Here is a 26,154-nt window from a genome sequence, read left to right on the forward strand (position 1 = left end):
GAACATGGCAAGGAAACGTGTGTTGGCGGCCTGCATCCTCGCAGTCGCCGTCGCGCTTGCACTCGATGCGCATGCATCGGGCGTCGGACAGGCGACCAATCCCGCCGCCTCCACGCCGTCGCAGGCCACGCAGTCGCAGCCGGCGCAGTCGCAGACCTTCTCGAAGGAAGAGATCGCGCAACTCGTCGCGCCCGTCGCGCTGTATCCGGATTCGCTGCTCGCGCAGGTGCTGATGGCGTCGACGTATCCGGGGGATGTCGCGGACGCGGCGAAGTGGGCGAAGGACCATCCCGAGGCGAAGGGCGACGACGCGGTCAAGGCCGTCGCCAAGGAAGACTGGGACCCGAGCGTGCAATCGCTCGTCGCCTTCCCGCAGGCGCTGCTCATGCTCGGCAACGACATCAACTGGGTGCAGAAGCTCGGCGATGCGTTCCTCGCGCAACCCAACGACGTGATGGCGACGGCGCAGGAATTGCGGCGCAAGGCGCAGAGCGCGGGCAACCTGAAGTCGAACGAGTACCAGACGGTCTCGACCTCTTCCGAACAGGTGCCCGGCACCGGCCAGTCGACGATCGTGATCGAATCGCCGTCGCCGCAAACGGTGTACGTGCCGACCTACGATCCGAACACGATCTACGGGCCGTGGCCGTACTCGTACTACCCGCCGTATTACTACCCGCCGTCCGCGTACTGGTATCCGGGTTACGCCTTCGGCGCGGGCCTGGCGTGGGGCATCGGCATCGGCATCTCGGTCGGCATCTGGGGCGACTGCAACTGGGGCGGCGGCGACATCAACATCAACTCGAGCCGCTACAACGAGTTCAATCGCAACATCGATCGCGGCGACCGGCAGATCGGCGACGGCGAGCGCGGCAACCGCGGCGATCGCACCGGCAATCGCGGCGGCGACCGCCAGTGGCAACATGATGGATCGCGTCGCGACGGCGTGCCCTATCGCGACCAGGCCAGCCGCGAAAAATACGGCAATCGCCAGGCGGGCAGCGACGCACGCAACAGCTTCCGCGGCGAAGACGCCGGACGTTCGCAGCAACGCGACCAGGCGCGGCAGCAGATGGAGCGGCAGGGCTTCGAACCCGCGCGCAACAACCAGCAGGCCCGCGATCGCGCGTCGACGGCGTCGCGCGATCCGCGTGCGTCGCAGATCGGCAACGGCGGCGCGGGTCGCGCGCCCGGCGCAGGTGGCGCACCCGGTGGCTCCTACCAGCAGCGCGGCGCGAACAACGCGGCCTCGCGCGATCTCGCGCGCAGCTCCGGCGGTTACGGCGGCAGCTACGGCAGCTCGTCGCGCAACAACGCGTTCTCGGGCGCAAGCAACGCGGGCGGGTCGCGCGCGGCCTCGAACCGCGGCAGCTCGAGTCGATCCAGCATGTCGCGCGGCGGTGGCGCCGGGCGTTCGATGAGTCGTCCCTCGCGGGGCGGCGGTGGAGGGCGTCGTCGATGAACACCATCCGGAAAACACTCCTGTCGCTCGCGCTCTGCGCCTGCGCACTCCCAACGTTCGCGCAGCAGTCGTATCCCACGCCGGAAGCGGCGGCGGAGGCGCTCGTCGACGCACTCGGCACGACGAAAGCAGACGCGGCGAAGCTCGCGACCGTGCTCGGCAACGACTGGCGCGAGTACGTGCCCGAGGATGTCGACCGCAAGGACGTCGATGCCTTCCTCGCGCGTTACGCGGAATCGCATGGCACGACGCCCGGCAGGGACGGGCGCATGATGATCACCGCGGGCACGGGCGCGTTGTGGACGCTGCCCATCCCGCTATCGCGCGACGACAAGGGCTGGCGCTTCGACCTCGCCGCGGCGAAGGACGACATCCGCGATCGCCGCATCGGCAGCAACGAGCTCGACGTGCAGCAGGTGCTGCGCGCCTACCACGATGCGCAACTCGATTACGCCGAGTTCGATCGCGACGGCGACGGCACCCTCGAATATGCGCAGAAGCTCGTCAGCACCGACGGCAAGCACGACGGCCTGTACTGGGCGGACGACGACAGCGGCCAGATCAGTCCGCTCGGTCCGCGTTTCGGCGACGACAAGCCGAAGGGCGAGTATTACGGCTACCGCTATCGCCAGTTCGATGCGCAGGGACCGTCGGCGCCGGGTGGCGCGAAGTCGTTCAAGATCGGCGACAACATGTCGCGCGGCTTCGCCGCCATCGCATGGCCCGCGGAATACGGGCAGACCGGCGTGATGACGATGATGATCGGCTACGACGGGCAGATGTTCGAGCGCGACCTGGGCCCGAAGACCGACGAACTCGCGCGCGCGATGGCGACCTACGATCCCGACAGCGCGTGGAAGGAAGTGCCCGACGGCACGACGACGGCGTCGACGACGCCCTAGTCCTTCCCTTCCCAATGCGGCGGAGGCACCAGCTTCGGTGTCTCCGGATCGCCTTCGTAATGCGGCGTCATGATCTGCACGCCGGCGGCGTTGAACGTGTCCTGGATCTGCGCGTGCAGCGCGCTGAGCACGATCCAGCGCCGCTGCACGTCGCCGATGCGCGCGCGCAGGCGGTACTCGATGCCGAAGTCGCCGAGCGCGGTCTGCAGCACGAGGGGCGGCGGATCCGCGAGCACGCCCTCGGTCTTCGTCGCCGCATCGATCAACAAGCGCTGCACCTGCCGCCACGGCGCGTCGTAACCGATCACCACCATCGCCTGCAGCCACATGCCCGGGCCTTCGGCGGCGCGCGAGAGATTCTCCAGGCGGTCGCTGAGCAGCACGTTGTTGGGGAAGCTCACTTCCACGCCGAGCGGCGTGCGCACGCGCGTCGTGAACAAGCCGATCTGCTGCACGATGCCTTCGACGTCGCCGGCCCGCACCACGTCGCCGACCGACATCGTGCGCGAATACAACAGCGTGAATCCGGCGGCCGCCTGCGCAACGATGCTCGATGCGCCCAGCGACACCATCAGGCCGACGAACACGCTCAGGCCCTTGAACGCATCGGTCTCCGCGCCCGGCAGATACGGATACGCCATCGCGATGCCGAACAGCCACACGACGACGACCATGATCTTGCGCGTCGGTTCCGCCAGCTGCGCGTCGATGCCGACCATCTCGAAGCGGCCGTGCTGCACGCCGTGGAAGAACAACCCGACGGCCTGCGCGACCAGGCGCGCGACCAGCAGGATGACGGCGGCCGTCACCAACCCCGGGATCGCGTGCAGGATCGCGCCGCCCCAGTGTTCCAGTCGTCCCGACATCCAGCCGGTCATCGCACCGGCCCACGGCTGCGTCCACGCGAATTGCGCGAAGGTGAAACGCAGCCATTCCTCGAACACGACGATCACGATCACCCACGCGGCGAAGCGCGCAAGCCCACGGCCGCTCGCCGCGAACGCCAGCGCCATCTGTCGCGCGGAAGGATTGCGGATCGTCGACAGTCGCGCCGTCAGCCAGCGATCGGCGCGATGACGCATGCGCACGGCGACCAGGCGCAGCAGCCACAGCACGAGCATCAGGATCAGCGTGCCGGCGATGAACCAGCCGATCCCGCGCAGCAAGCGATCCGGCGTGCGTGCGCTCTCGGCGGCCTGCACGGCGTCGCCGAGGCGCGCGAGCGAACGATCGCGCATCTGCGCGAGCGTCTCGTTCTGCAGCGTGTCGACATCCGCGGGCGTGAGCAAGGTAACGAGCTGCCCATCGAGCATCAGCACGACGCCCTGCGGCGCCATCTGGTAACCCGGCTTCGCGATGCCGGGCGCTTCGACGATGCGGTCGATGTTCGCCTCCATGCCGCGCGCGCGCATCGCCGGCGTGTTGCCGAGGAAGGTCGAACGGAACGTGGCGATGTCGCGATTGTAGAAACGCGCGGTCGCGTGGGCCGGCGGTCGCGCGACCGTGACCAGCGTCGTCGCCGGCGCCGGGACATCGGCCGGCGTGGCCTGCGCCGCGCCGCACGCGAGCGCCACCCAAACGAAAGCCCAACGAAGCAGGCCGCGCATGCGAGTCCCCGTCAACGTTTGCGCGCAACGGCGCATCCGATGAAACCAACGCGAACGGCCGCCGCGCGCGGCCTCGTCGTCCCATCCACCATGGACCCGCCAAGGACTCGCCGATGCGCCCGTTCAACTTGCGTCCCTTCACGCCGAATACCCTGCTGATCGTCGCCCTGCTCGCCGCGACCCCCGCGATCGCCATCGCCCGCGTGCCCGATGCGCCCGCCGCGAAGCCCGAAGCCGAGTTCCCGCTCGAGGCGTATCGCAAGACCGTCGCATTGCGGGCCACCATCAACGGCGTGCCGGGCCGCTTCACGTTCGACACCGCCGGCGGCAGCACGCTGCTCTCGCCCGACTACGCGAAAAAAATCGGCTGCAAACCCTGGGGTCGCCTGACCGGTTTCCAGATGATGGGCAACCGCCTCGACACGCCGCGTTGCGACAACGTGACGTTCAAGATCGGCGAACGCGAGATGCCGCTCGAAGTCGCGTCGGTCCTCGATGTCACGCAGTTCATCGCGAAGGACGCCGAGCCCGTCGAAGGTTCGATCGCGCTCGACCTCTTCGCGGGCCGCACGATCACCATCGACTTCCCCGGCAAGCGCCTGCTGATCGAATCGCCCGAAAGCCTGCGCGAACGCATCGCGCACGCGAACGTGAAGGAACTGCCCGCGAAACTCTCCGGCGAAATCCAGGGCCGCGCGCTCGCGATTTCGATCAAGGTGGCGACGGCCGACGGCCCCGTGTACTTCGAGGTCGACAGCGGCAACGGCGGCACGATCCTCGTGTCGAAGCCCTACGCGAAGTACTTCGGCCTGGATCCCGACAAGGAAGGCCCGCAGGAAGCGAACTTCGCGATCTCGCCCGACTTCCGCGCAACCGGCATGGCGTTCACGCCCGACATGCTGCTCGACGGCAACATCGGCATGCCGTTCCTGCGCGACAAGGTGGTGACGTTCGATCTCGCGACGGGGCGCGTGTGGGTGGCGAAACCCTGACGATCAGGCCGGCGCGTTGCGCGCGGCGCCCACCATGTGGCCGATGCGCGCAAGCAACGCTTCCGCGTCGTAGGGCTTGGTCATCATGTCCATGCCTTCGCCGAGGAAATCGCCGACGGCCACCGAGTGGCGCGCGTAGCCGGTAAGGAACAGCACCGGCAACTTGGGGCGCGTCGCACGCGCGGCGTCGGCGAGCTGGCGTCCGTTCATGCGCGGCAGACCCACGTCGGTGAGCAGCAGGTCGATGGGTTCGGGGCCGTGCAGGATCTCCAGCGCGCGCTCGACGTCGGGCGCCTGCAGGCAGCGGTAGCCGGCGATGCCGAGCAACGTCGCGGTGAGTTCGCGCACCGAGTCGGCGTCCTCGACGATCAGGATCGTTTCGCCGTTGCCTGCAACGGGCGGGCCCGACTGCGACGTGTGGGGATCGAGCGCGATATGCGCCGCATCGCCGAGCGGCAACAACAACGTCACGGTCGTTCCCATTCCGGGCGTGCTGACGATGCGTGCGTCGCCGCCGCTCTGCCTGGCGAACCCGTACGTCATCGACAGGCCGAGGCCCGTGCCCTGGCCGATCGGCTTGGTCGTGAAGAAGGGTTCGAACACTTTCTCGAGCACGTCTTCCGGGATGCCCGACCCGTCGTCCTCGACGAACAACTCGACATAGTCGCCCGGCGCCAGGTCGCGCAACGCATGCCGTTCCGGCCGGCGCGTGCCGACCCGGATGCGGCCGCCGTCCGACATCGCATCGCGTGCGTTGACGACGAGGTTGAGGACCGCGTTCTCGAGCTGGTTGGCGTCCACCCGTGCGATCGCGGCATCGGGCTGGAGATCCAGTTGCAGCTGTACCTGTTCGCCGATGGTTCGATGCAGCAAGTCCTCCAGCGAGGCGATGCGCGCATTGATGTCGACCGTCCGCGTATCCAGCGGTTGCTGCCGCGCGAACGCGAGCAGGCGATGCGTGAGCGACGCGGCGCGACGCGCCGACGTCATCGCGGTGTCGGCGTATTGCTGCACGGCTGCGGTCCGGCCGGCGGCCGCTTCGTCCGACAACAGGCCGAGCGACGTGATGATGCCGGTGAGGAGATTGTTGAAATCGTGCGCGATGCCGCCGGTGAGTTGCCCGAGCGCATCCATCTTCTGCGACTGCACGAGTTGCATCTGCGTGGCGTCGCGCTCGGAGATGGCTTCCGCCAGGCGCGAACGCGCACTGTCCAGGCGCTCGGCCTGCTGGCGCTCGCGGCGACGGTGGTGGGTCACGTCTTCGACCAGCATCAAGCCGAGCTCTTCGCGCCAGGGCACGACGCGCCACTCGTACTCGCGCAGTTCCTGGTTCACGCGCATCGACAGCGCACCGATCCAGCGTTCGCCGCGCCCGATGCGCTCCTGCAGGCCCGCCAGCTGCACTTCCTGTCCGGGCTCCACGCGTGAGGCCAGCGATGCGTGTTCGCCGATCAGCGGCTCGAAGGCCGCATTGCGTTCGTGGATGACCAGCGCCGAATCGATGACGGCGATCGGCGCGGCGACGTTCGAGAAGATCTCGCGCAGCCGTTGCTCGCTTTCGCGCATCGCATCTTCCGCTTCGCGCACGCGCATCAGCGTCCGCATGGTCGCGAGCAGCAGGCCCGGATCGACGGGATGCACGAGGTACGAATCCGCGCCGCCTTCCAGGCCCGTGATCACGTCGCGCGTATGGATGGAGGCGGCCGATACGTGCACGATCGGCAGCAGGCGCGTGCGTTCGGCGCCGCGCAGGATGCGCACGATGTCGAAGCCGTTCATGTCGGGCAGGTTGACGTCGAGCACGAGGACATCGATCGGTTCGCGCTCGAGGATCGACAACCCTTCCGCGCCGGCCTGCGCTTCGAGCACGCGCCAGCCCTGGCGTTCGATCACGCGGCGCATCGCGTAGCGCGTCGCCGCGTTGTCGTCGACGATCAGCGTCGTCGTGCCCTTGCGGACCGAAGGCTCATTGTCCATCGCTGTCCTCCGCGGTCGTGTCATCGGCCAATCGCAGCGGCAGCAGGACCCAGAACGTCGAACCCTTGCCGACTTCACTCGTGACGCCCACCTGGCCACCGAGCAGTTCGGCGAATCGGCGACACAGCGACAACCCGAGCCCGGTGCCGCGCAGGCGACGCTGCAACGGCGAGTCGACCTGCGCGAAATCCTGGAACAGCGTCTTCTGCACGTCCGCCGGAATGCCGATGCCGGTGTCGGCGACGGTGAACCGCGCCCATGCATCGTCCTCGCAGACGGCGGACACGCGCACCGTTCCCTGCGGGGTGAACTTCAGCGCGTTGGAAATGAAGTTACGCAGGATCTGCGCGACCTTCTTGTCGTCGGTGTACATGGACGGCATGCCCACGGGCGCTTCGAACACGAGATCGACGCCCGCTTCCTCGACGATCGGCCGGAACATGCCGCGCAGCGCGGAGAAGAGGTCCACCATTTCGAACCAGTCCGGCGAGATCGACACGCGCCCCGCCTCGATCTTCGCGAGGTCGAGCAGGTCGTCGACCATTTCGGCGAGGTCGCGCGCAGCGATGCTGATGAACTGCACCTGCTGGTGCTGGTCGGACGACAGCGGGCCATCGATCTCGTCGTCGAGCAATCGCGTCATGCTCAGGATCGAGCCGAGCGGCGTGCGGAACTCGTGGCTCATGTAGGACAGGAAGCGGCTCTTCAGCGCGGAAGCTTCGCGCAGTTGCTCGGCCTGCACGTCGAGCTCGGCGTACAGGGCGAGGACGCCCTGGTTGGTTTCTTCCAGCTCCGCGCGCAAGTCCGCGGCCTCGCTGCGCAGGCGCATGAGTTCGCTGTTCGCCTCGGCGGGGGTCGCGTTGTTCATCGTGTGCCTCCCAGTGCGACGACGACGACCGTGGCGTCGTCGCGTCCGCGGTCGAAGTCGCGCATCAGCACCGCGGCGATGACCGCCGGGTGGCGCGCCGCGAGCCCGGGGTAATCGCGCAGGCTCCAGCGCGTGTTCACGCCGTCGCTGTGCAACACCAGCAGCTTGCCGGCGGCATCGGCGTAATCGAAGGACTGCGCGCGGCGGTACTGCACGCCGACGATGCCCGGATGCGACGCGAGGCCGCGCGAGCCATCGGGCGAGTGCAGCGCCCCCGAGATGTTGCCGATCCCCGCGAACCGCATCGTGCCCGGCGCGGCGTCGTACGCGGCGATGGCCACCGCGCCGCCGCGCGTGCCGGACATCGCCGCGTGCAGCGCGTCCATCGTGGTCGCGGGATCGGCGTGCCCGGCTTCGGCGAATGCGCGCGTCGCCGCATTCGCTGCCTCGTGCGCGAGCGGGCCGTGGCCGAGTCCGTCGACGACCACGACGCTGCATTGCGTGCCGGTCCAGGCGATGCCCCAACCGTCGCCGCATTCGAGCGCGCCGCCGAGTGCGCGCTGGCTCGCACCGTAGCGCACGTCGCGGTAGGTGCCGCCGCGCGGGAAGAAGCGCGCCATCACCACCGAACCCCGCGCATCGGAGAACAGGTCGACGACCTGCGCCTGCCGTTGCACCGCACCGAGCCCGATGCCCCGCGTGCCGCTCGTCGACATGCCGTCGGCGAGGCACGCCACGTAATCGAATCCGGCGCCACGATCGATCGCGACGAGCTCGACGCCTTCGCCACCGTCGCCCGCGATCGCCTGCACCTGCATCACGCCGCGACCCGCGTGCTTGAGCACGTTGGTGGCCAGTTCCGTGGCCACGAGCGCGACGCGACCGGTGTCTTCTTCATCGAAGCCTGCACGCTGCGCAACCTGCGCCGCGACGCGTCGAACCTGGCCCACGCGCGACGCGTCGTCGATCGGGATCTCGTGCGTTTGCGCACCCGCGCGAAGCAGTCGCATCACCTCAGGCCCACTTGGTGATGGTGACGCGCGTGCCCTGGCCCGGCGCGCTGTCGATATCGAACTCGTCGACCAGGCGCCGCGTGCCGGTCAGCCCCAGGCCGAGGCCGTTGCCCGACGTCCAGCCATCGGTCATCGCGAGCTTGAGGTCGGGGATGCCCGGGCCTTCGTCGCGGAAGGTCAGGCGCAGGCCCGCGCGCACGCCGTTCTGCACGATCGCCCAGTCCATGTGCCCGCCGCCGCCGTAGATGACGGCGTTGCGCGCGAGTTCGCTCGCGGCGGTGATCAGCTTGGTCTGGTCGACCAGGCGCAGGCCGCACTGCAACGCGAGCTTGCGCACGGTCTGCCGCGCGACCACGACATCCTGTTCCACCATCACGTCCTGGGTGCCGCTGGCGGGTGCGTTCATGCCGTCGTCGACCGCCGGCGCAACAACGCCATGCCGCGCTCGGCGTCGAGCGCAGTGGCGACGCCCGGCAGCGACAGGCCCAGTTCCACCAGCGTGATCGCGACCGCCGGTTGCATGCCGACGAGCACCGTCTGCGCGTCCATGATCTTCGACAGTCCGGCGATCGTGCTGATCATGCGACCGATGAACGAGTCGACGATCTCCAGCGACGAAATGTCGATGAGGACGCCGCGCGCCTGTGTCTTGCGGATGCGTTCGGCCAGGTCTTCCTGCAGCGCCAGCGCAAGCTGGTCGTGCATGTCGACCTGGATGGTGACGAGCAGGAACTCGCCCATTCGCAGGATGGGAATGCGCTCCATGATCAGGCGGCCTGGCGCGCCTTGACGACGGTGAACTCCAGACGCTTGAGCGCCAGCGCGAGCGCGTCGGCGAGGTTCGCCTTGGTCACGATGCCCTGCAGGTCGAGGCCGAGGTGCACGATCGTCTGCGCGATCTGCGGACGCACGCCGCTGATGATGCAGTCCGCGCCCATCAGGCGGATCGCGGTGACGGTCTTGAGCAGGTGCTGCGCCACGAGCGTGTCGACGGTCGGCACGCCGGTGATGTCGATGATCGCGATTTCCGAGCCGGTCTCGATGATGCGTTCGAGCAGCGATTCCATCACCACCTGCGTACGCTGCGAATCGAGCGTGCCGATCATGGGCAGCGCGAGCACGCCGTCCCACAGCTTGACCACCGGCGTCGACAGCTCCAGCAGGTCTTCCTGCTGGCGCACGATGACATCCTCGCGCGCCTTCTGGAACGTACGCACCGTGTGCATGCCGAGCGCATCGAGCATCTCGGACACCACCCAGACCTGGTCGGCGAGGTCCTTCGGCGACTCGGCGTATTCGGACTGCATCTGCTCGAACAGCGCGCGCTTGAGCGAGAAGATGAAGTTGGCGGTGTGCTGCGAATCGAACCCCTGCAACGCGCGGCTGCGCGAGAGGTTCTCGAGGAAGGCGCGCGTGTCGCTCCATTCCGGTGCGTCGATCTTCGCCGCATCGGCAGTGACGGACGCGGCGACGAGCAGTCGCAGGAATTCCCGCGCCTGCTGGTTCAGTTCCTGCATGCTGATGCGTGCGTCGCGCGTCGCGCCCGCGGTCTCGAGGTTCTGCGTCCAGCGCGCGAGGAGCGATTGCTCGTTGTTGCGGACAGCGTCGATGGTGCGCTGTTGAAGAACGGCCATGGATTGTCTTCCCCTGATTGAGAGCGGCATCATGGGGCCGCGTCGCGCGCAATGGAAGAGGTTGATTTACAAGGGTTTTTCACTCGTTCTTCACGCGCTGAACGCTACGCGCGCGCGTTGCGCCGATCAGGTCCGATCGACGCGGTCGAGCCGATGCACCAGGCAGTCGTCGAGGCCGAATGTGCGGGGCCCGACCACGCGAAACCCGAGTCGTCGGTAAAAGCGATGCGCGCGCTCGTTCGATGCGAGCGGATCGATCAGGATCGCGGACACGCGCGGATCGGCGAAGCAGCGCGCGATCGCCTGCTGCATCATCGCGGTGCCGTATCCCTGCCCCAATGCATCGGCTTCGCCGATCCAGATGTCGATCGCGCGCAGGTCGGGTTCGGCGTCGCCCCAGTAGTGCGACGCTTCGAGCGCGGGATCGATGATCTGCACGAAGCCGATCGCACGGCCGTCGACTTCGGCGATCAGTTGCTCGCGCCACGCGGGGTGCTTGTGCAGCTCGGTTTCCCATTCCCAATCGTCGTTGGGATCGGATTCGACGACGTGGGGTTCGTCGTCCCAGCGACGCAACAGCGCGACATCGTCGGGCGTTGCGTCGCGAAGCGTCACGATGGCAGGAGTGCGCATGTGGTGATGTTACTCGCCGCGCACCCGCGCATTCCTCACGCCGGGCGCAGTTCGTCCGCGAAGCCGTGGTTCACGTCGCGGTGGCCCGCTTCGTCGGCGCGCACCGCGAGTACGACGTCGCGCAGGCGCGCGTTGTCGGCGAGCTGCCAGTACGCCTTCGCGATCGCCGGCGCGGGCACGTTCTCGACGCGCCCGGCGTCGATCTCCTCCAGGTACTGCGTGTAGCTGACGACCGCCTGTTCCTCGAAGTAGCCGACGAGGCGGTGCGCGGTGCGCGCGGACACGACGTACAGCAGCAGGAAGAAGGCGAAGAACGCGGCCTGCGCGAAGAGCACCAGCACGCGCTCCAGCAGGTTCGGCTTCGCGATCTCGATGAACGTCATCAGGTGCATGCGTTCGTTCTCCGCTTCCTGCATCAGCGCGCGGATCCAGCCGTGGTCGTGCTTCATCCAGCGCAGGCAGCGCAGGTGGATGAACGCAGCGCCGACCATGCCCGGCACCGCGGCGACCGTTTCGAGCACGATCGCGCGATTGCCGTAGCGCTTGGCGAAGAACGTGTCGGCGAGGAAGCGCAGGCCGCGCGTGATGCCATAGGCGACGCGGTCGGACCAATCGCGCGTGTTGCGGTGGGTGTCGAGCTCGTAGTCGACGGGCGTTTCTGCGACGGGGGCGATGAGGGTGTTCATGGGGGCTCTCATGGGGGCTTTTTGTTCGACGCCATGGTGTTCCCGCCTCCCGGCCGCAGCCTTGACCTGGATCAACCTGGCGTCGGCAGGATGAACCATTCAGTCGTGCGTCGGGCGACCTACTGTGTTGCCTGGATTTCTACAAACCCTTCGCCGCCTCCGCCACCGCACGGAACAACGCACGCCCCTTGTTCATCGTCTCCTCCCATTCCTTCTGCGGATCGGAGTCGTGGACGATGCCTGCGCCGGCTTGCACGTGCAGGCGGCCGTCCTGGATGACGGCGGTGCGGATGGCGATCGCGGTGTCGGCGTCGCCGTGCCAGCCGATGTAGCCGACGGCGCCGGAGTAGACGTTGCGGCGGATCGGTTCGAGGTCGCGGATCACTTCGAGCGCGCGCACTTTCGGCGCGCCGCTGACGGTGCCGGCGGGGAAGGTCGCGCGCAGCACGTCGGCATACGACAGGCCATCCTGCAACGTGCCAGTCACTTCGCTGACGATGTGCATGACGTGGCTGTAGCGCTCGATCACGAACTGTTCGCCGACTTCGACGGTGCCGGGCTTCGCGACGCGGCCCACGTCGTTGCGGCCGAGGTCGATCAGCATCAGGTGTTCCGCGCGTTCCTTCGGATCGGCGAGCAGCTCGGCTTCGAGCGCGAGGTCTTCTTCCTGCGTGCGTCCGCGCGGACGCGTGCCGGCGATCGGGCGCACGGTGATTTCGCCGCCCTGCAGGCGCACGAGGATCTCCGGCGACGAGCCCACGACCTGCGTACCGCCCACGTCGAGGAAATACATGTACGGCGACGGGTTCAGCGCGCGCAAGGCGCGGTACACGTCGACCGGCCGCGCCTGGAACGGCACCGACAGGCGCTGCGACAACACGACCTGGAAGATGTCGCCCGCGCGGATCAGGTCCTTGCTCTTCTCCACCGCGTCGATGAAGCCTTCGCGCGTGAAGCCGGAGACGAAGTGCGATTCGTCGAGCGCGGCGGGCACCAGCGTTTCCGGATAGCTCGCGCCGGCATGGCGCAGGCGATGCGTCAGTGCATCGAGGCGGCGGTTCGCCTTCGCCCACGCCTGCGGTTCGCGTGGATCGGCGTGCACGATCAGGTACAGCCGGCCCTTGAGGTTGTCGAACACCGCGAGTTCTTCGCTGAGCATCAGCAGGATGTCGGGCGTGCCGAGTTCGTCCGGCTTCTCTTCGCCCGTCTTCAGGCGCGGCTCGATGTATTGCACGCATTCGAAACCGAACCAGCCGACGAGCCCGCCAGTGAACCCGGGGAGCCCCGCGATTTCCGGTACCCGGTGCTCGGCGCGCAGGCGCTCGACTTCGGCGAAGGGATCGTCGATCTCGCGGAACTCGACGAGTTCGCCGAGTTCGGTCGCGTAGAACGTGCTGCCGGCGAACGCGTACACGCGCTTCGCGGGCAGGCCGATGATCGAATAACGACCGAAGCGTTCGCCGCCTTCCACCGACTCGAACAGGTAGGTGTGCGGGCCATCCGCGAGCTTGAGGTACACCGACAACGGCGTATCGAGATCCGACAGGACTTCGCGCACGACGGGGATGCGGGTGAAGCCTTCTTCCGCGTATTGCTGGAACTGTTCGTGGGAAATGGTCACGCGGTTGTCACGCAAGGTCGGGAGAATCGAAGGCCATCGCAAGGACGACGGACGGAAGCGGGATTGCTTCCACGAGGCCGATGCCGCAAGGCGTCGGCCTTCTCTTTTCAGAAGTCGAAATTACCTGCGCACCGCCGCGACGGCGTCTTTCATGCGCTTCACCACGTCGGCGTAATCGGGCTGGCCGAAGATCGCCGAACCCGCGACGAACGTATCCGCGCCCGCCGCCGCGATCTCCGCGATGTTGTCGGGCTTCACGCCGCCGTCGATTTCCAGGCGGATCTTGCGACCGCTGTTGTCGATGCGCTCGCGGACCACGCGCAGCTTGTCGAGCGCCGAGGCGATGAACGCCTGGCCGCCGAAGCCCGGGTTCACCGACATCAGCAGCACCATGTCGAGTTCTTCCAGCACGTAGTCGAGCGCTTCGACCGGCGTCGCGGGATTGAGCACGAGGCCCGCCTGGCAACCGTGCGACTTGATCAACTGCACCGTGCGATGCACGTGGCGGCTGGCCTCCGGGTGGAAGGAGATCATGGTCGCGCCGGCCTTGGCGAAGTCGGGGACGATGCGGTCCACCGGTTCGACCATCAGATGCACGTCGATCGGTGCGGTCACGCCGTGATTGCGCAGCGCTTCGCACACGAGCGGGCCGATGGTCAGGTTCGGCACGTAGTGGTTGTCCATCACGTCGAAGTGGACCCAGTCGGCGCCGGCGCGCAGGACGTTGTCGACCTCCTCGCCGAGCTTCGCGAAATTGGCCGAGAGGATGGAGGGCGCGATGACGGTGCTTTGCATGTCGGGGGTCCGGTGTGGGTCAGCGACGCTTGCGCAGCGTCTTGATGCGGTCGTAGGCGGTGTTGATCTCGCGGGCGCGGGTTTCGGCCTGGCGCTGGATCTCGGTGGCCGCGCCCGCGACGCGATCGGGGTGGTATTGCGCGATCAGGCGGCGATAGGCGAGGTCGACCTCGCTGTCGCTGGCCTCTTCGGTCAGGCCGAGGGCCGCGTAGGGGTCCTCCTTCGGGCCGCGGAACCAGTCGCGGTCGAGCGCATGGCCGATGAGCAGGCCGATCAGCAGCCCGAGCAGGGGGTTGGAGCGCAGCAAGGCTGCCCCCGCGAAGGCCCCCAACAATTTTCCGTACCAGCGCATGGGTGGGAAGTCTACAGGCGCTGCGCCCGGGGCCGGCGTACACTACGCCGCCCTGCTCGACAGACAGTGGCCGCGTGGCGATGCAAGAAACGAAGTCCCCCCGCCCCTCCCTCCTCCAGGCCGACCTGCCCGGGTTGCCGCTGCGGCATCGCGGCAAGGTGCGCGACGTGTTCGAGCTGCCGGACAACCGGCTGCTGATCGTCGCGACCGATCGTCTCTCCGCGTTCGACGTCGTGCTGCCCGACCCGATCCCGGGCAAGGGCGAGATGCTCTGCCAGATCAGCAACTTCTGGTTCGACCGCACCAGCGGCCTGATGCCGAACCACCTGACGGGCGTGGATGTCGCGAGCGTGCTGCCCGCGGGCGTCGATGCGTCGCTGTATGCGAAGCGCGCGGTGGTGACGAAGAAACTCAAGCCGGTGCCGGTCGAAGCGATCGCGCGCGGCTATCTCATCGGCAGCGGCTGGAAGGATTACCAGCGCACCGGTCGCGTCAGCGGCATCGCGCTGCCCGACGGCCTGCGCCAGGCCGAACAATTGCCGCAGCCGATCTTCACGCCGTCGACCAAGGCCGCCGTCGGCGACCACGACGAGAACATCGACTTCGACACGATGGTGCGCGTCGTCGGCGCCGAGCTCGCCGAACAGGTGCGCGACGCGACGCTCCGCCTGTACGCGTACGCACGCGACCACGCGGCGGCGCGCGGCATCATCCTCGCCGATACCAAGTTCGAATTCGGCACCGACGAAGACGGCCGCCTCTACGTCATGGACGAGATGCTGACGCCCGACTCCTCGCGTTACTGGCCCGCCGACGAATACCAGGTCGGCATCAGCCCGCCCAGCTACGACAAGCAGTTCGTGCGCGATTACCTCGAGCAGATCGGCTGGAACAAGACGCCGCCGGGCCCGCGCCTGCCTGGAGACGTCATCGAGCGCACGGGCGCGAAGTACGCCGAAGCGCTGCAACGCCTCGCCGGCATTTCCGTCGACTGAAAGCCACGCCATGCACGCGACCGCCGACATGCGTCCGATCGACCGCTGGTTCGCTAGCTACTCCGGCGATCATCGGAACGCGATCAACCAGCGCATCCACGTCGTCGCGGTGCCGGCGATCCTGTGGAGCGTGATCGCGCTGCTGTGGTGCATCCCGGTGCCGCCGGGCGGCTGGTTCAAGCCGGGGATCTTCGCGGCCCTCGCGATGGTCGCGGCGAGCGCGTACTACGTCCGCGCATCGCGCGTGCTGGGGTTCGGCATGCTCGCGGTGTTCTTCGCGATGTCGGTGCTCACCTGGTGGCTGCACGCCACGTACGGCACGCGCACGTTGCTCACGCTCGCGATCGCGGTGTTCGTCGTCGCGTGGATCGCGCAGTTCGTCGGCCACAAGATCGAAGGCCGCAAGCCGAGCTTCCTCACCGATCTCACCTACCTGTTGATCGGTCCCGCCTGGGTGCTGGCCAAGGGCCTGCGCAAGCTGGGTATCGCGTGGTGAACACCGCCGCGCGCGCGGGCGGCGGCCTGCGCGGGCGCGACCTCGTGCTGGTGCTGATCATCTGCCTGGCGTGGTCGGGCAACTTCCTGACATCGGCGTACGCGCTGCGCGAGATTCCCCCGCTGCTGTTCACCGCGGTGCGGTTGTCGATCCTCGCGATTGCCTTGTTCGCGTTCGTGAAGCGCCCGCCGGAAGGCCAATGGCCGCGCCTGGTCGCGGTGGCGTTGTGCAACGGCGTCGCGCACTTCGGATTGAGTTTCTGGGCGCTGCGCCTCGCGGGCGATCTCGCTTCGCCCGCGATCGTGATGCAGAGCTACGTGCCGATGGCCGCGCTGCTCGCGTGGTGGTGGCTCGGCGAACGGTTCGGCTGGCGCACGGGCGTGGCGATCGCGATCAGTTTCGCCGGCGTGCTCGTGCTGGGCTTCGACCCGATCGTGCTCGACTCGCCGATGTCGCTGGTGCTGATGCTGATCTCGGCGGCGTTCCTCGCGATCGGCACGGTGTTGATGCGACGCCTGAGCGGCGTCGACATGATCAGCCAGCAGGGCTGGACCGCGATCCTGAGCATCGTGCCCCTGCTTGCGCTGAGTGCGGTGTTCGAACCCGGCGGCCTGCAGGCGCTGCGCGACGCGACGTGGATCGGCTGGGGCGGCGCGGTGTATTCGGCGGTGTTCGCCTCGATGCTCGGCCACGGGTTGTACTACGTGCTCGTGCAGCGGCATCCGGTCGCGCAGGTCACGCCGTGGCTGCTGCTCGCGCCGATGGGCGCGGTCGTGCTGGGCATGTTGTATTGGGGCGATCATCCCGGACCGAGGCTGTGGATCGGCGGCGCGATGGTGCTCGGCGGCGTGCTGATCATCGCGATGCGGGCGTTGCAGAAGCTGCGCGCACTGCCGGTCGCCGAAGACATCTGACGCTGGTCGGATCGCACGATCGCGCGATGGCGCAACTGTTATCGTCGCGTCCTGGCGGGTCATCCCGCCGGTCGTGCGAGGGTGCGTCGCCATGGGCGGGTCGCCTCACATTTCGACGCTGCGAACGCTCGTGGTCGACGACGACCACCTCATGGTCGAAGTCGTGTCCATCGTGCTGCGCGATCTCGGCGTGCGTGGCGTCGACGTCGCGACCGATGGCGCAACGGCGCTCGGCCGGCTCTCCGCGTCGTCGTTCGACATTCTGGTCTGCGATCTCAACATGCCTGGAATGGATGGGCTGCGCCTGCTTGCGCACGTCGCCGCGCTTCCCGCGCATCCGTCCATCATCCTGTTCAGCGGCGAAGACCCCCGCATCCTCGAGGCGGCGCGGCAGTTCGCGGAAGCCAAGACGCTGACGATCCTCGGCACGTTGTCAAGCCCGTGACGCACGAAGGGATCTTCCCGTTGCTCGCAGCGTGGCGCCCACCGACGGAGATCCGGCAGCCCCCGACGCCGTCGCAACTCGATCGTGGAGGTCTCCGCGCGGGTCTGTCGGGCGACGCGATCGCGTTGGCGTATCAACCGAAGGTCGACTTGTCGGACGAACGACCGGTCGGCGCAGAGGCGCTGCTACGCTGGCGCGACCCCTTGGCCGGCGTCGTCTCGCCGGAGCAAGTCGTGCGCGTCGCGGAAGACTGCGGACTCATCGACGAAGTGAGCCTGCGCGTCCTCGCGCTCGCCGTGCGCGATCGCGCGACGCTGCTGCGCGCGGGCATCGACCTTCCCGTGGCCTGCAACGTGTCGATGCACAACCTGCGCGACATCGCGATCGTCGACCGCATGCACGCGATCGTGCTCGACGCCGGCGACGACCCCGCGCGGTTCACGTTCGAAGTGACCGAGACGCACCTCATCGACGACCTGCCGTCGGTGCTCGAAACCCTGATCCGCCTGCGCTTCCGCGGCTTCCGGATCGCCATCGACGACTACGGCACGGGCGCGGCGACGATGCAGTTCCTCATGCAGCTGCCGAGCACCGAGCTGAAGATCGACCGCCAGTTCGTCATGGCGGCCTCACGCAACGACGCGGGCCGCGCGATGCTGCGATCGGCCATTGCGCTCGGCGACGCGCTGCACCAGGACGTGGTGGCCGAAGGCGTGGAAACGGCGGACGACGCGCGCATGCTGCGCGAACTCGGCTGCCGGTACGCGCAGGGATATCACTACGCGCGGCCGATGGCGGCCGAAGCGCTTGCTACGTGGATGGCGCATCGGGCCTGAGTGCAGGCGCCCTCGGCGACGATTGCCGTCAGCGCGTCGCGCGGACTTCTTCCAGCAACCCCGTCATCCACGTCGCGCTGTCCATCTCGCGACCATCGGGCAAGCGAACGCGATACGACTTCCCGGTCATCGAAGAACGCGAACCGAGCTTGTCGATGAACTGCTCCGGCGTCTTGATGCGATCGCCCGCGGCCTTGCGCTTCCGCGCGAGATGCTGCGCCGCTTCGGTCGCGGTGTGCTCGGTGCCGTTGCGGATGAAGACGACACCCTTTGCGTGCGCGACCTTGTCGATGAGGGCGTCGATCTCCGCGGCGGGCGTGCGCTTGCTCGCGACCATGGGCGTCGGGGGTGCACTCGCCTGGGTCGCGGCAGGCGTTGCGATCGGGTAAACCGCGAACGACGCTGCGACGAGGGTGGCGCAGAGGAGCGGCGATGGACGCATGCCGGCAGTCTGCGTCGCGCCGCTCAACGCTCGATGAACATCGACGCGGTCGGACGGAACGGCCGCGGTGCATAGCCGAAATCGTTGCGCGCGGGCGTCGCGTCGAAGACGAGGTCGGCGCGCATGCGCGCGACCGCGGCGTCGCCGAAGCCGCCGATCTTCCCCATCGCGCGCCCGCCCAGCAGCGCGAGGGCGAAGAGGGGCGCGGGCACTTCGATCAGCGTCGGCGGCGGGTCGAGCACCGCCAGCACGCGCTGCACCATCTCGCGATACGGCACGCGTTCGCCGCCGGGCAGCGCGTACGCCTTGCCGGCGGTGTTCGGCGCATCGCACGCGTCGAACGCGGCGGCGGCGAGGTCGTGCACGTGGACGGGTTCGCGCAGGCCGTTCGCATTGCGCGGCAGGACGAACCGGCCCCATTGCCGCGCGAGCGATGCGATCCGCATGAGCGACTGGTCGCGGCCCGCGCCGTAGATCAGCGTCGGGCGCAGCATCGTCGCCTGCGCGTTGCGCGCGCTGGCCGCGTCGAACAGGCGCTGCTCGCTTTCGCGCAGGCGCTCGGCGACGTCGCGCTCCTGCTTGTCGGCGGAACCGCGCTTCACTTCGATGGTGGTCGAACCGAATGCGATCACGCGCGGGCAATCGATCGTCGACTTCTCGTACCACTGCGCGAAGTTGTCGAGCGGACCGCAACTGAAGATCACGTCCGCATCGCGCGGGACGTTCGCCGTGTAATCGGGCAACGCGACCTGGATCCACGCGAGCCCGGGCTGGTCGCGCTGGCGTTCGCGCGAAGCCGCGGTGACTCTCCAGCCCGCGTCGTGCAACCTGTCGACCAGCGGCGCGCCGATCTGTCCGGTCGCGCCGAAAACGAGTGCGTGCCGCACGTCAGGCCGCCGCGCGCGCGGGCAGCACCGCGCGCAACCACGCCAGGCCGGTCAGCGCGGCCAGCACCGATGCGACGAAGATGCCGAGCACCGCTTCCTCGTACAACACCGGATCGATGTAGGCGAGCGAGGCGATGAACAGGCTCATCGTGAAACCGATGCCGCACAGGAACCCCAGGCCCAGCATCGCGCGATGGTCCATGCCTTCCGGATAGCGCGCCCAGCCCAGCGCGCGCAGGGTTATGGCCGTGCCGACGATGCCGATGGGCTTGCCCGCCAGCAGGCCGACCGCGACGCCGAACGGCAATGCCGCCAGCGCCTGCGACAGTTGCAGGTTGCCGAGTTCGAGCCCCGCGTTGAAGAACGCGAACACCGGCAGGATGCCGAAGGCGACCCACGGATGCAGTTGGTGTTCGAGCGTTTCCAGCGGCGAGTACTCGATCGCGTCGTCGATCTTGTTGCGCTTGTCGACGTGCGGGATCAGCAGGCCCGTCGCCACGCCCGCGAGCGTTGCGTGCACGCCCGACTTCACCATGCAGATCCACAGCACGATGCCGAGCACCAGGTACGGCACGAGCGACTTCACGCCGAACTGCTTGAGCACGAACATCGCCGCGAGCATGGCGAACGCAGCGCCGAGCGCGACGTACGACATCTCGTGCGAATAGAACACCGCGATGACGATGATCGCGAGCAGGTCGTCGACGACGGCGATCGTCGACAGTAGTACCTTCATGCCGATCGGCACGCGCGAGCCGAGCAGCGCGAGCACGCCGAGCGCGAACGCGATGTCGGTGGCGGTCGGGATCGCCCAGCCGCGCATGGCCTCTTTGTCGCCATGGTTGAAGGCGGTGAAGATCAGCGCCGGCACGACCGTGCCCGCCACCGCGCACACCATCGGCAGGATCCGCTGCTGGCGCGTCTGCAGCTGGCCGCCCACCAGTTCGCGCTTGATCTCCAGCGCGACGAGCAGGAAGAACACCGCCATCAGGCCGTCGTTGACCCACAGCAGTGCAGGCTTGTCGATGCCGAGGGGGCCGACGGTGACCGCGACCGGCAGGTCGAGCAGCAGCTTGTACTGCGCGGACAACGGCGAGTTCACGCAAATCAGCGCGAACGCCGCCGCGAGGATCAGCACGATGCCGCCCGCGGCTTCGAGGCGGAAGAATTCGGCGAACGCGCGGATCGCGCGCGGATAGAGCTTGGGCTGTGGCTGCGTCATGCGCGAATTCTAAAGGCGCGGGCGCACGCGACGATCAGTGCGCGCCCGACGCCAGTACGAAGACGAGCCATGCCGCGTACGCTGCGACGAGGATTCCGCCTTCGATGCGGCTGATGCGCAGGTCGCCGCGCAGCATCGGGTAGAGCGCGATGGCGAAGGCGATGGCCGCGGGCAGTTCGAACTTCACGAACGAGGCCGGCAGCGGCAACGCGCGAAAGGTCGCCATGCCGCCCAGCACCAGCGTCAGGTTGCACAGGCTCGATCCGATGACGTGACCGGCGACGAGTTCACCCTGCCCGCGTCGCGCAGCGAGCACGGCCGCGGCGATTTCCGGCAACGCGGTGCCGATCGCGACGGGCACCAGGCCCGTGAGCAACGGACCCATGCCCATCGATGCGCCGACCGTCGGCGCCGATTGCACGATCCACTTCGCGCCGAAGAACAACACGACCGCCGAGATCACCAGGCGCGCGGCGTTGAGACCGAGCCCGCCGCGCGTTTCGGTGTAGTCGGACAGCACCTTGTGCACTTCTTCGGTGTCGCTGCGCGAGCGCGCGAGCGCGAATGCGACGACCGCGACGAAGGCGAGCAGCAACAACATGCCATCGATGCGCGACAACACGTCATCGAGCCCGAGCCCGATCGTCGCGATGCCAAGCACGATGAAGCACACCAACAGCGGCGAAAGCACCCGCCAGCGCACGACGAGCGCACCCGTCGCGCCGATCGCGGCGAGCCCGAGCGTCAGGCCGAAATTGACGAGATTGCTGCCGACCGCGTTGCCGAGCGCGAGCGATTGCGCGCCGACGAATGCGGCGCGACCGTTGACCACGAGTTCGGGGATCGACGTCGCGAACGCGACCAGCACCAGGCCCGCCACGAACGGCGACAACCCGTAATGCCGCGCCAGGCCCGACGCGCCCTTCACCACCGAATCGCCGCCGAGCATCAGGAACAACAGCCCGAGCAGGAACATCCCCCAGGTCTCCAGCATCGTCGCGCTCCGTTGCGTTGTGCCGGCGGGAGTCTAGCGCGTCAGGAGCAGCCCTCGACGTAGTCGACCTGCGGGGGCACGCCGATGCGCCATTCGGTCGCCTTGCCGGAGGCGTCGACGTCGAACACCACCACGCCCGGCCCGCCCTGCGGATCGGTGCCGCGCAGGTTGAGCGCGTGTTCGTCGTACTTGTCGCGTTGCTCGGCCAGGCCCGGATAGAGGCGATGCAGCTCGGCCTTGTCCATGCCGACCTTGCCGCCGCCGGGCGCGGCGATATCGGGCGTGCGCACGTCGATGCGGTTGAACTTGCTGCTTTCGATCATGAAGGCGAAGCGATAGCCCGCATCGGTGCGCGGTTCGGGGAACAGGTAGAAGCACCCGTTCGGTTCCGACGGTGCGCCTTCCATGTCCTTGCCCCAGGCCTGCCGGACCTGTTCCTCGCTCGCGCCCCAGTGCGCGGGGCCGAAGCCGGCGAAGGTGATCGCGCCCTCGGCGGGCATGACGCCGCCGGGCGCGGCGGGTGCGGCGACCGTGGCAGGCGCGGCCGGTGTCGTCGGAGACGCGGGGACCATCGTCGACATCGCCGGCGGCGTGACCGCTTCAGTCGTGGTGGCCGTGGCGGTCGTGGGCACGGTGGTGTCGTTCGCCGCATCGCGGCCGGTGCAGGCGCTGCAGGCGAGGGCAAGCGACAGCACGGAGATCGTGAGGGAAGCGCGCATTCGTGTTCCTCGGGGGGCGAATGCGCGCCAGCCTAGCGCGAAGGCGTCAACGCGGCGACACGAAGTGCTTCTTCAGGCCCTTCCAGCAATCCTGGTAGTCGCGCTGGCGATGCGCGGCGTCGATCGCCTGCGCGGTCGGACGGATCACCGCGCGCGTCTCGAACATGAAGGCCATCGTGTCCTTGATGACGTCGGGCTTCGACAGGTCGGCGTTCGACGCCTTGTCGAACGTCGCCGCATCCGGCCCGTGCCCGCTCATGCAGTTGTGCAGCGACGCGCCGCCGGGCGCGAAGCCTTCGGCCTTCGCGTCGTACACGCCCGTGACCAGGCCCATGAACTCGCTCGCGACGTTGCGATGGAACCACGGCGGGCGGAACGTATCCTGCGCGACGAGCCAGCGCGGCGGGAACACCACGAAGTCCAGGTTCGCCGTGCCGGGCGTGTCGCTCGGCGAGGTGAGCACGGTGAAGATCGACGGATCGGGATGATCGTAGGAAATCGAACCGATCGTGTTGAAGTGGCGCAGGTCGTACTTGCACGGCGCGTAGTTGCCGTGCCACGCGACGACGTCGAGCGGCGAGTGGCCGATCGACGCGCGCCACAAGTGGCCCTGGAATTTCGCGATCAGTTCGAAGTCGCCTTCGCGGTCTTCGTACGCCGCGTTGGGCGTGAGGAAATCGCGCGGATTGGCCAGCCCGTTGCTGCCGATCGGACCGAGATCGGGCAGGCGCATCAACGCGCCGAAGTTCTCGCACACGTAACCGCGCGACGCGCCATCCGGCAACGCGACGCGGAAGCGGATGCCGCGCGGCACGATCGCGATTTCCTGCGGCGCGACGTCGAGCACGCCGAGTTCGGTTTCGATATGCAGGCGGCCCTGCTGCGGCACGATCAGCAGTTCGCCGTCGGCGTCGTAGAAGTAGCGCCCGTCCATGTCGCGGTTCGCCGCGTACAGGTGGATGCCGACACCGTGCTGCCCCGCGGGCGAGCCGTTGCCCGCCATCGTGAAGAGGCCTTCGATGAAATCCGTCGGCGCGGCCGGCAGCGGCAGCGGACTCCAGCGCAGCTGATCGGGCGTGATCGGGCCGTTGTCGAAGTCGTTGTGGAAGTTGGGCTGCGCAAACGGCGCGAACGTCCCATGCATCGCCGCGGGCCGCATGCGATACAGCCAGCTGCGGCGATTCTCGCGACGCGGCGCAGTGAACGCGGTGCCGCTCACCTGCTCCGCATACAACCCATGCGCGACCTTCTGCGGCGAGTTGCGCCCGACAGGCAACGCCCCCGCGACGCCTTCCGTCGCGAACTCATTCGCAAACCCCGACTGATACCCCGTCGACTCGATCACGCGCGCTCCCGCTTCTACGAATCCCGAATCCCGAATCCCCAATCCCGGCCTCAAAGCACCCCGCGGCGCATCTGGTCGCGTTCGATGCTCTCGAACAGCGCCTGGAAGTTGCCTTCGCCGAAGCCTTCGTTGCCCTTGCGCTGGATGATCTCGAAGAAGATCGGGCCGATCGCGTTCTGGGTGAAGATCTGCAGCAGCTTGCGCTGCTTGGTCTCCGGGTCGGCGTCGATCAGGATCTTGTTGCGCGCCAAGCGCGGCACGTCTTCGCCGTGGTTCGGCACGCGCTGGTCGATCACGTCGAAGTAGGTGTCCGGCGTGTCGAGGAACTGGACGCCCTGCGCGCGCATCGCTTCGACCGTTTCGTAGATGTCGTCGGTGAAGCACGCGATGTGCTGGATGCCCTCGCCCTTGTACGCGTCGAGGTATTCGTTGATCTGCGACTTCGGATCGTTCGATTCGTTGAGCGGAATGCGCACGATGCCGTCCGGCGCGGTCATCGCCTTCGACACCAAGCCCGTCTTCGCGCCCTTGATGTCGAAGTAGCGGATCTCGCGGAAGTTGAACAGGCGCTCGTAGTAATCCGACCACTTCTGCATGTTGCCGAAGTAGAGGTTGTGCGTGAGATGGTCGATGAAGGTGAGACCGAAACCCTTCGGGTCCTGGTCGGCGCCCTGCACCGGCAGGAAGTCTTCGTAAATCGAGCCCTTGCTGCCGTACTTGTCGATGAGGTACAGCATGCAATCGCCGATGCCCTTCACCACCGGCGCATCGACCGCCTTGCTGCCGGCCTTGTGCGTGATCGCTTCGCCGCCGTTGCCGAGCACCGTCTTGCAGACTTCGTCGGCGGGCTTCTTGAAGCGGATCGCGAAGCCGCACGCGGACGGGCCGTGGGCCTTCGCGAAATCGGCGGCGAACGAATCCGGATCCTCGTTCACGAGGAAATTGACGCCGCCCTGGCGATACACGGTCAGCGCGCGCGTCTTGTGGCGAAGCACGGCAGTGAAGCCCATGCGGCGGAAATAGTCGTGCAGCAATTCGCCCTGCCCTTCGGGCGCGGCGAACTCGACGAACTCGAAGCCGTCGATCCCCATCGGGTTCTCGAAGGTGGTGACCTGCATGCCGAGGTTGGGCTGGGCGTTCATGGCATTCTGTTTTGCGGGGGAAAGCGCCATCCTACACCTCCATAGTTTCAGGTGAAACCATACCCCTCGGGATGTTGCGAATGAACGCCGCCGCCGACCAGCCGGGCCACGAAGGCCACGACCACGCCGAACTGGATCTTGACCGGTTCCTGCCCTATCGCCTGAGCGTGCTGTCCAACCAGATCAGCCAGGCGATCGCCAGGCTTTACCAGGCGCGCTTCGGGTTCGGCATCACCGAATGGCGCGTGATCGCGGTCCTCGGCCGCTTCCCCGCGCTGAGCGCGAACGCGGTGGCCGAACGCACGGCGATGGACAAGGTTGCGGTGAGCCGCGCGGTCGCGCACCTGCTCGAGCGCGGCCTGATCACGCGCGAGATGCACGGCGACGATCGTCGCCGCTCCGTGCTGACGCTCAGCGAAGCGGGCTATGCGATCTACGACGAGATCGTGCCGCTCGCCCTCGGTCGCGAACGCAAGCTGCTCGCGACGCTCGACCCGGAAGAACGCAAGCAGCTCGAACGCATCATCGACAAGCTGGCGAACGAAGGCTTGCCGGCGATGCTGGAGTGATCGTCCGGTGACTTGAGATCACACCTGGTGCATTCGATAAGCGATGGCGCCAAGAGGCTGAAGGCATCTGCATCCAATGGGCATCTCGCCCGCACGGTCATTTCTGGCAACTTCTCTGCAGGAGATGAGTCAAGCTTGCCGGACTCGACATCTGTGCTCGCAAAGTCAGGCGCGAACGGCGCAACACGCTTTGTCTTCGGCGACCAGACGCGATTGCTGGCCGGAACGAGTGGGTGGACCCACATCCTTCAAGAGCTCGATTCGCCAAGGCGCATGCGGTGGTGCTTGATGCGTTTGGTGATCAGAACTCCTAAGAACGCGATTTCAAAGACCGCATACGCCAAGCCCAAAAATGCGAGATACAGCCATCCGCTCGCGACACTTGGTCCACAATACTGCGACGCGAGACAGCGATGAACTCGAATAGCAATTTCCAAATCGATCGGGATCATCACGACCATAGGTAGAAGCAAGAGCGCAGCCAGCAGCCGGCGACGATGCCTCGCTGCGCCCCATGCGTGTTTGGCGATCGTCCATGATCTGATTGGAATTGCGCCAATTCCGAAGAGACCGAGCCATCCCAGCAACAGGACAATCATGTTTGTA

29 protein-coding genes are annotated in these 26,154 nt (G+C 67.4%); 9 read left to right on the top strand and 20 right to left on the bottom strand.

What is annotated here, in order from left to right; translation table 11 throughout:
• The first annotated feature begins 4 nt into the window (after positions 1-4).
• Entirely contained in the window at positions 5-1,462 is a 1,458-nt protein-coding gene (locus LK996_RS06440; RefSeq protein WP_230526298.1) for a DUF3300 domain-containing protein, read from the top strand.
• Positions 1,459-2,364 (top strand): DUF2950 domain-containing protein, encoded by a 906-nt coding sequence (locus tag LK996_RS06445; protein WP_230526299.1) that lies wholly within the window; start codon positions 1,459-1,461, stop codon positions 2,362-2,364. The genes LK996_RS06440 and LK996_RS06445 overlap by 4 nt, the downstream gene beginning before the upstream one ends.
• On the opposite strand, the gene LK996_RS06450 is transcribed toward LK996_RS06445, so the two are convergent.
• Positions 2,361-3,971 (bottom strand): mechanosensitive ion channel family protein, encoded by a 1,611-nt coding sequence (locus LK996_RS06450; protein WP_230526300.1) that lies wholly within the window; start codon positions 3,969-3,971, stop codon positions 2,361-2,363. The two genes, LK996_RS06445 and LK996_RS06450, sit on opposite strands and share 4 nt — an antisense overlap.
• A gap of 113 nt (positions 3,972-4,084) precedes the next feature.
• On the opposite strand from LK996_RS06450, the gene LK996_RS06455 reads away from it, so the two are divergent.
• Positions 4,085-4,963 carry an aspartyl protease family protein gene (locus LK996_RS06455; RefSeq protein ID WP_230526301.1) on the top strand — a complete coding sequence of 293 codons (879 nt, stop codon included), beginning with the start codon at positions 4,085-4,087 and terminating at the stop codon, positions 4,961-4,963.
• A gap of 3 nt (positions 4,964-4,966) precedes the next feature.
• Here the strand turns inward: LK996_RS06455 and LK996_RS06460 are convergent, their stop codons facing one another.
• The 11 genes from LK996_RS06460 to LK996_RS06510 form a co-directional block, all read right to left on the bottom strand.
• A complete protein-coding gene (locus LK996_RS06460; RefSeq protein WP_230526302.1) occupies positions 4,967-6,940 on the bottom strand; it encodes a response regulator in 1,974 nt (657 codons plus the stop codon).
• Complete coding sequence (locus LK996_RS06465) at positions 6,930-7,808, bottom strand: sensor histidine kinase (protein WP_230526303.1); 879 nt, start codon at positions 7,806-7,808, stop codon at positions 6,930-6,932. Before LK996_RS06465 ends, LK996_RS06460 begins: the two co-directional genes overlap by 11 nt.
• Positions 7,805-8,818 (bottom strand): ATP-binding protein, encoded by a 1,014-nt coding sequence (locus tag LK996_RS06470; protein ID WP_230526304.1) that lies wholly within the window; start codon positions 8,816-8,818, stop codon positions 7,805-7,807. The genes LK996_RS06465 and LK996_RS06470 overlap by 4 nt, the downstream gene beginning before the upstream one ends.
• A 4-nt stretch (positions 8,819-8,822) precedes the next feature.
• Positions 8,823-9,227: an anti-sigma regulatory factor gene (locus tag LK996_RS06475; protein ID WP_230526305.1), complete on the bottom strand. Its 405-nt coding sequence runs from the start codon at positions 9,225-9,227 to the stop codon at positions 8,823-8,825.
• Positions 9,224-9,586, bottom strand: coding sequence for an STAS domain-containing protein (locus tag LK996_RS06480; protein WP_230526306.1), 363 nt, complete (start codon positions 9,584-9,586; stop codon positions 9,224-9,226). Before LK996_RS06480 ends, LK996_RS06475 begins: the two co-directional genes overlap by 4 nt.
• Before the next feature lie 2 nt (positions 9,587-9,588).
• Entirely contained in the window at positions 9,589-10,455 is an 867-nt protein-coding gene (locus tag LK996_RS06485; RefSeq protein ID WP_230526307.1) for an STAS domain-containing protein, read from the bottom strand.
• 126 nt (positions 10,456-10,581) lie between these two features.
• Positions 10,582-11,088: a GNAT family N-acetyltransferase gene (locus tag LK996_RS06490; protein WP_230526308.1), complete on the bottom strand. Its 507-nt coding sequence runs from the start codon at positions 11,086-11,088 to the stop codon at positions 10,582-10,584.
• Positions 11,089-11,123: 35 nt separating this feature from the next.
• A complete protein-coding gene (locus tag LK996_RS06495; RefSeq protein WP_230526309.1) occupies positions 11,124-11,774 on the bottom strand; it encodes an alternative oxidase in 651 nt (216 codons plus the stop codon).
• 139 nt (positions 11,775-11,913) lie between these two features.
• Complete coding sequence (gene trpE, locus LK996_RS06500; protein WP_230526857.1) at positions 11,914-13,389, bottom strand: anthranilate synthase component I; 1,476 nt, start codon at positions 13,387-13,389, stop codon at positions 11,914-11,916.
• Between the two features lie 126 nt (positions 13,390-13,515).
• Positions 13,516-14,190: a ribulose-phosphate 3-epimerase gene (rpe, locus tag LK996_RS06505; protein ID WP_230526310.1), complete on the bottom strand. Its 675-nt coding sequence runs from the start codon at positions 14,188-14,190 to the stop codon at positions 13,516-13,518.
• A 19-nt stretch (positions 14,191-14,209) separates the two neighbouring features.
• Entirely contained in the window at positions 14,210-14,542 is a 333-nt protein-coding gene (locus LK996_RS06510) for a J domain-containing protein (protein ID WP_230526311.1), read from the bottom strand.
• 80 nt (positions 14,543-14,622) lie between these two features.
• On the opposite strand from LK996_RS06510, the gene LK996_RS06515 reads away from it, so the two are divergent.
• The 5 genes from LK996_RS06515 to LK996_RS06535 all read left to right on the top strand — a co-directional run bounded on the left by LK996_RS06515 (position 14,623) and on the right by LK996_RS06535 (position 18,228).
• Positions 14,623-15,537: a phosphoribosylaminoimidazolesuccinocarboxamide synthase gene (locus tag LK996_RS06515; RefSeq protein ID WP_230526858.1), complete on the top strand. Its 915-nt coding sequence runs from the start codon at positions 14,623-14,625 to the stop codon at positions 15,535-15,537.
• A gap of 10 nt (positions 15,538-15,547) precedes the next feature.
• The gene (locus tag LK996_RS06520; protein ID WP_230526312.1) at positions 15,548-16,033 is read left to right on the top strand and encodes an Mpo1 family 2-hydroxy fatty acid dioxygenase; all 486 of its coding nucleotides are present in this window, start codon (positions 15,548-15,550) and stop codon (positions 16,031-16,033) included.
• On the top strand, positions 16,030-16,947 hold the full coding sequence (locus LK996_RS06525; protein ID WP_230526313.1) for a DMT family transporter: 918 nt from the start codon (positions 16,030-16,032) through the stop codon (positions 16,945-16,947). The genes LK996_RS06520 and LK996_RS06525 overlap by 4 nt, the downstream gene beginning before the upstream one ends.
• 130 nt (positions 16,948-17,077) lie before the next feature.
• A complete protein-coding gene (locus LK996_RS06530) occupies positions 17,078-17,392 on the top strand; it encodes a response regulator (RefSeq protein WP_230526314.1) in 315 nt (104 codons plus the stop codon).
• On the top strand, positions 17,389-18,228 hold the full coding sequence (locus tag LK996_RS06535) for an EAL domain-containing protein (RefSeq protein WP_230526315.1): 840 nt from the start codon (positions 17,389-17,391) through the stop codon (positions 18,226-18,228). The genes LK996_RS06530 and LK996_RS06535 overlap by 4 nt, the downstream gene beginning before the upstream one ends.
• Positions 18,229-18,256: 28 nt before the next feature.
• On the opposite strand, the gene LK996_RS06540 is transcribed toward LK996_RS06535, so the two are convergent.
• The 7 genes from LK996_RS06540 to hppD are packed head-to-tail and all read right to left on the bottom strand — an operon-like array spanning position 18,257 to position 24,955.
• The gene (locus LK996_RS06540) at positions 18,257-18,670 is read right to left on the bottom strand and encodes a DUF5329 family protein (protein ID WP_230526316.1); all 414 of its coding nucleotides are present in this window, start codon (positions 18,668-18,670) and stop codon (positions 18,257-18,259) included.
• Positions 18,671-18,693: 23 nt separating this feature from the next.
• On the bottom strand, positions 18,694-19,557 hold the full coding sequence (locus LK996_RS06545; RefSeq protein ID WP_230526317.1) for an NAD-dependent epimerase/dehydratase family protein: 864 nt from the start codon (positions 19,555-19,557) through the stop codon (positions 18,694-18,696).
• 1 nt (position 19,558) lies between these two features.
• Positions 19,559-20,779 (bottom strand): Na+/H+ antiporter NhaA, encoded by a 1,221-nt coding sequence (gene nhaA / locus LK996_RS06550; RefSeq protein ID WP_230526318.1) that lies wholly within the window; start codon positions 20,777-20,779, stop codon positions 19,559-19,561.
• Positions 20,780-20,813: 34 nt separating this feature from the next.
• Positions 20,814-21,773 carry a sodium:calcium antiporter gene (locus LK996_RS06555; protein ID WP_230526319.1) on the bottom strand — a complete coding sequence of 320 codons (960 nt, stop codon included), beginning with the start codon at positions 21,771-21,773 and terminating at the stop codon, positions 20,814-20,816.
• 41 nt (positions 21,774-21,814) lie between these two features.
• Positions 21,815-22,492, bottom strand: coding sequence for a hypothetical protein (locus LK996_RS06560; protein ID WP_230526320.1), 678 nt, complete (start codon positions 22,490-22,492; stop codon positions 21,815-21,817).
• 46 nt (positions 22,493-22,538) lie between these two features.
• The gene (gene hmgA, locus LK996_RS06565) at positions 22,539-23,837 is read right to left on the bottom strand and encodes a homogentisate 1,2-dioxygenase (RefSeq protein WP_230526321.1); all 1,299 of its coding nucleotides are present in this window, start codon (positions 23,835-23,837) and stop codon (positions 22,539-22,541) included.
• A 50-nt stretch (positions 23,838-23,887) separates the two neighbouring features.
• Positions 23,888-24,955, bottom strand: a complete 1,068-nt coding sequence (hppD, locus tag LK996_RS06570; protein WP_230526859.1) for a 4-hydroxyphenylpyruvate dioxygenase — start codon at positions 24,953-24,955, stop codon at positions 23,888-23,890.
• A gap of 104 nt (positions 24,956-25,059) precedes the next feature.
• On the opposite strand from hppD, the gene LK996_RS06575 reads away from it, so the two are divergent.
• Positions 25,060-25,548 carry a MarR family winged helix-turn-helix transcriptional regulator gene (locus tag LK996_RS06575; RefSeq protein WP_230526322.1) on the top strand — a complete coding sequence of 163 codons (489 nt, stop codon included), beginning with the start codon at positions 25,060-25,062 and terminating at the stop codon, positions 25,546-25,548.
• Between the two features lie 248 nt (positions 25,549-25,796).
• Here the strand turns inward: LK996_RS06575 and LK996_RS06580 are convergent, their stop codons facing one another.
• Complete coding sequence (locus LK996_RS06580; RefSeq protein WP_230526323.1) at positions 25,797-26,147, bottom strand: hypothetical protein; 351 nt, start codon at positions 26,145-26,147, stop codon at positions 25,797-25,799.
• Positions 26,148-26,154 lie beyond the last annotated feature (7 nt).

The sequence above is a fragment of the Noviluteimonas lactosilytica genome (assembly GCF_020866925.1).
In the GTDB taxonomy this organism is placed as follows: Bacteria; Pseudomonadota; Gammaproteobacteria; order Xanthomonadales; family Xanthomonadaceae; genus Noviluteimonas; species Noviluteimonas lactosilytica.

What these genes read in the sequence shown, in the direction of transcription:
- LK996_RS06515 (WP_230526858.1), top strand. Translation starts at nt 14,623, where the DNA reads ATGCAAGAAACGAAGTCCCCCCGCCCCTCCCTCCTCCAGGCCGACCTG.
- LK996_RS06540 (WP_230526316.1), bottom strand. Translation starts at nt 18,670, where the DNA reads ATGCGTCCATCGCCGCTCCTCTGCGCCACCCTCGTCGCAGCGTCGTTC.
- LK996_RS06555 (WP_230526319.1), bottom strand. Translation starts at nt 21,773, where the DNA reads ATGCTGGAGACCTGGGGGATGTTCCTGCTCGGGCTGTTGTTCCTGATG.
- rpe (WP_230526310.1), bottom strand. Translation starts at nt 14,190, where the DNA reads ATGCAAAGCACCGTCATCGCGCCCTCCATCCTCTCGGCCAATTTCGCG.
- LK996_RS06440 (WP_230526298.1), top strand. Translation starts at nt 5, where the DNA reads ATGGCAAGGAAACGTGTGTTGGCGGCCTGCATCCTCGCAGTCGCCGTC.
- LK996_RS06575 (WP_230526322.1), top strand. Translation starts at nt 25,060, where the DNA reads ATGAACGCCGCCGCCGACCAGCCGGGCCACGAAGGCCACGACCACGCC.
- LK996_RS06510 (WP_230526311.1), bottom strand. Translation starts at nt 14,542, where the DNA reads ATGCGCTGGTACGGAAAATTGTTGGGGGCCTTCGCGGGGGCAGCCTTG.
- LK996_RS06460 (WP_230526302.1), bottom strand. Translation starts at nt 6,940, where the DNA reads ATGGACAATGAGCCTTCGGTCCGCAAGGGCACGACGACGCTGATCGTC.
- LK996_RS06455 (WP_230526301.1), top strand. Translation starts at nt 4,085, where the DNA reads ATGCGCCCGTTCAACTTGCGTCCCTTCACGCCGAATACCCTGCTGATC.
- hppD (WP_230526859.1), bottom strand. Translation starts at nt 24,955, where the DNA reads ATGCAGGTCACCACCTTCGAGAACCCGATGGGGATCGACGGCTTCGAG.
- LK996_RS06580 (WP_230526323.1), bottom strand. Translation starts at nt 26,147, where the DNA reads ATGATTGTCCTGTTGCTGGGATGGCTCGGTCTCTTCGGAATTGGCGCA.
- LK996_RS06480 (WP_230526306.1), bottom strand. Translation starts at nt 9,586, where the DNA reads ATGGAGCGCATTCCCATCCTGCGAATGGGCGAGTTCCTGCTCGTCACC.
- LK996_RS06465 (WP_230526303.1), bottom strand. Translation starts at nt 7,808, where the DNA reads ATGAACAACGCGACCCCCGCCGAGGCGAACAGCGAACTCATGCGCCTG.
- LK996_RS06470 (WP_230526304.1), bottom strand. Translation starts at nt 8,818, where the DNA reads ATGCGACTGCTTCGCGCGGGTGCGCAAACGCACGAGATCCCGATCGAC.
- LK996_RS06450 (WP_230526300.1), bottom strand. Translation starts at nt 3,971, where the DNA reads ATGCGCGGCCTGCTTCGTTGGGCTTTCGTTTGGGTGGCGCTCGCGTGC.
- LK996_RS06445 (WP_230526299.1), top strand. Translation starts at nt 1,459, where the DNA reads ATGAACACCATCCGGAAAACACTCCTGTCGCTCGCGCTCTGCGCCTGC.
- LK996_RS06560 (WP_230526320.1), bottom strand. Translation starts at nt 22,492, where the DNA reads ATGCGCGCTTCCCTCACGATCTCCGTGCTGTCGCTTGCCCTCGCCTGC.
- LK996_RS06475 (WP_230526305.1), bottom strand. Translation starts at nt 9,227, where the DNA reads ATGAACGCACCCGCCAGCGGCACCCAGGACGTGATGGTGGAACAGGAT.
- LK996_RS06520 (WP_230526312.1), top strand. Translation starts at nt 15,548, where the DNA reads ATGCACGCGACCGCCGACATGCGTCCGATCGACCGCTGGTTCGCTAGC.
- LK996_RS06495 (WP_230526309.1), bottom strand. Translation starts at nt 11,774, where the DNA reads ATGAACACCCTCATCGCCCCCGTCGCAGAAACGCCCGTCGACTACGAG.
- LK996_RS06485 (WP_230526307.1), bottom strand. Translation starts at nt 10,455, where the DNA reads ATGGCCGTTCTTCAACAGCGCACCATCGACGCTGTCCGCAACAACGAG.
- nhaA (WP_230526318.1), bottom strand. Translation starts at nt 20,779, where the DNA reads ATGACGCAGCCACAGCCCAAGCTCTATCCGCGCGCGATCCGCGCGTTC.
- LK996_RS06490 (WP_230526308.1), bottom strand. Translation starts at nt 11,088, where the DNA reads ATGCGCACTCCTGCCATCGTGACGCTTCGCGACGCAACGCCCGACGAT.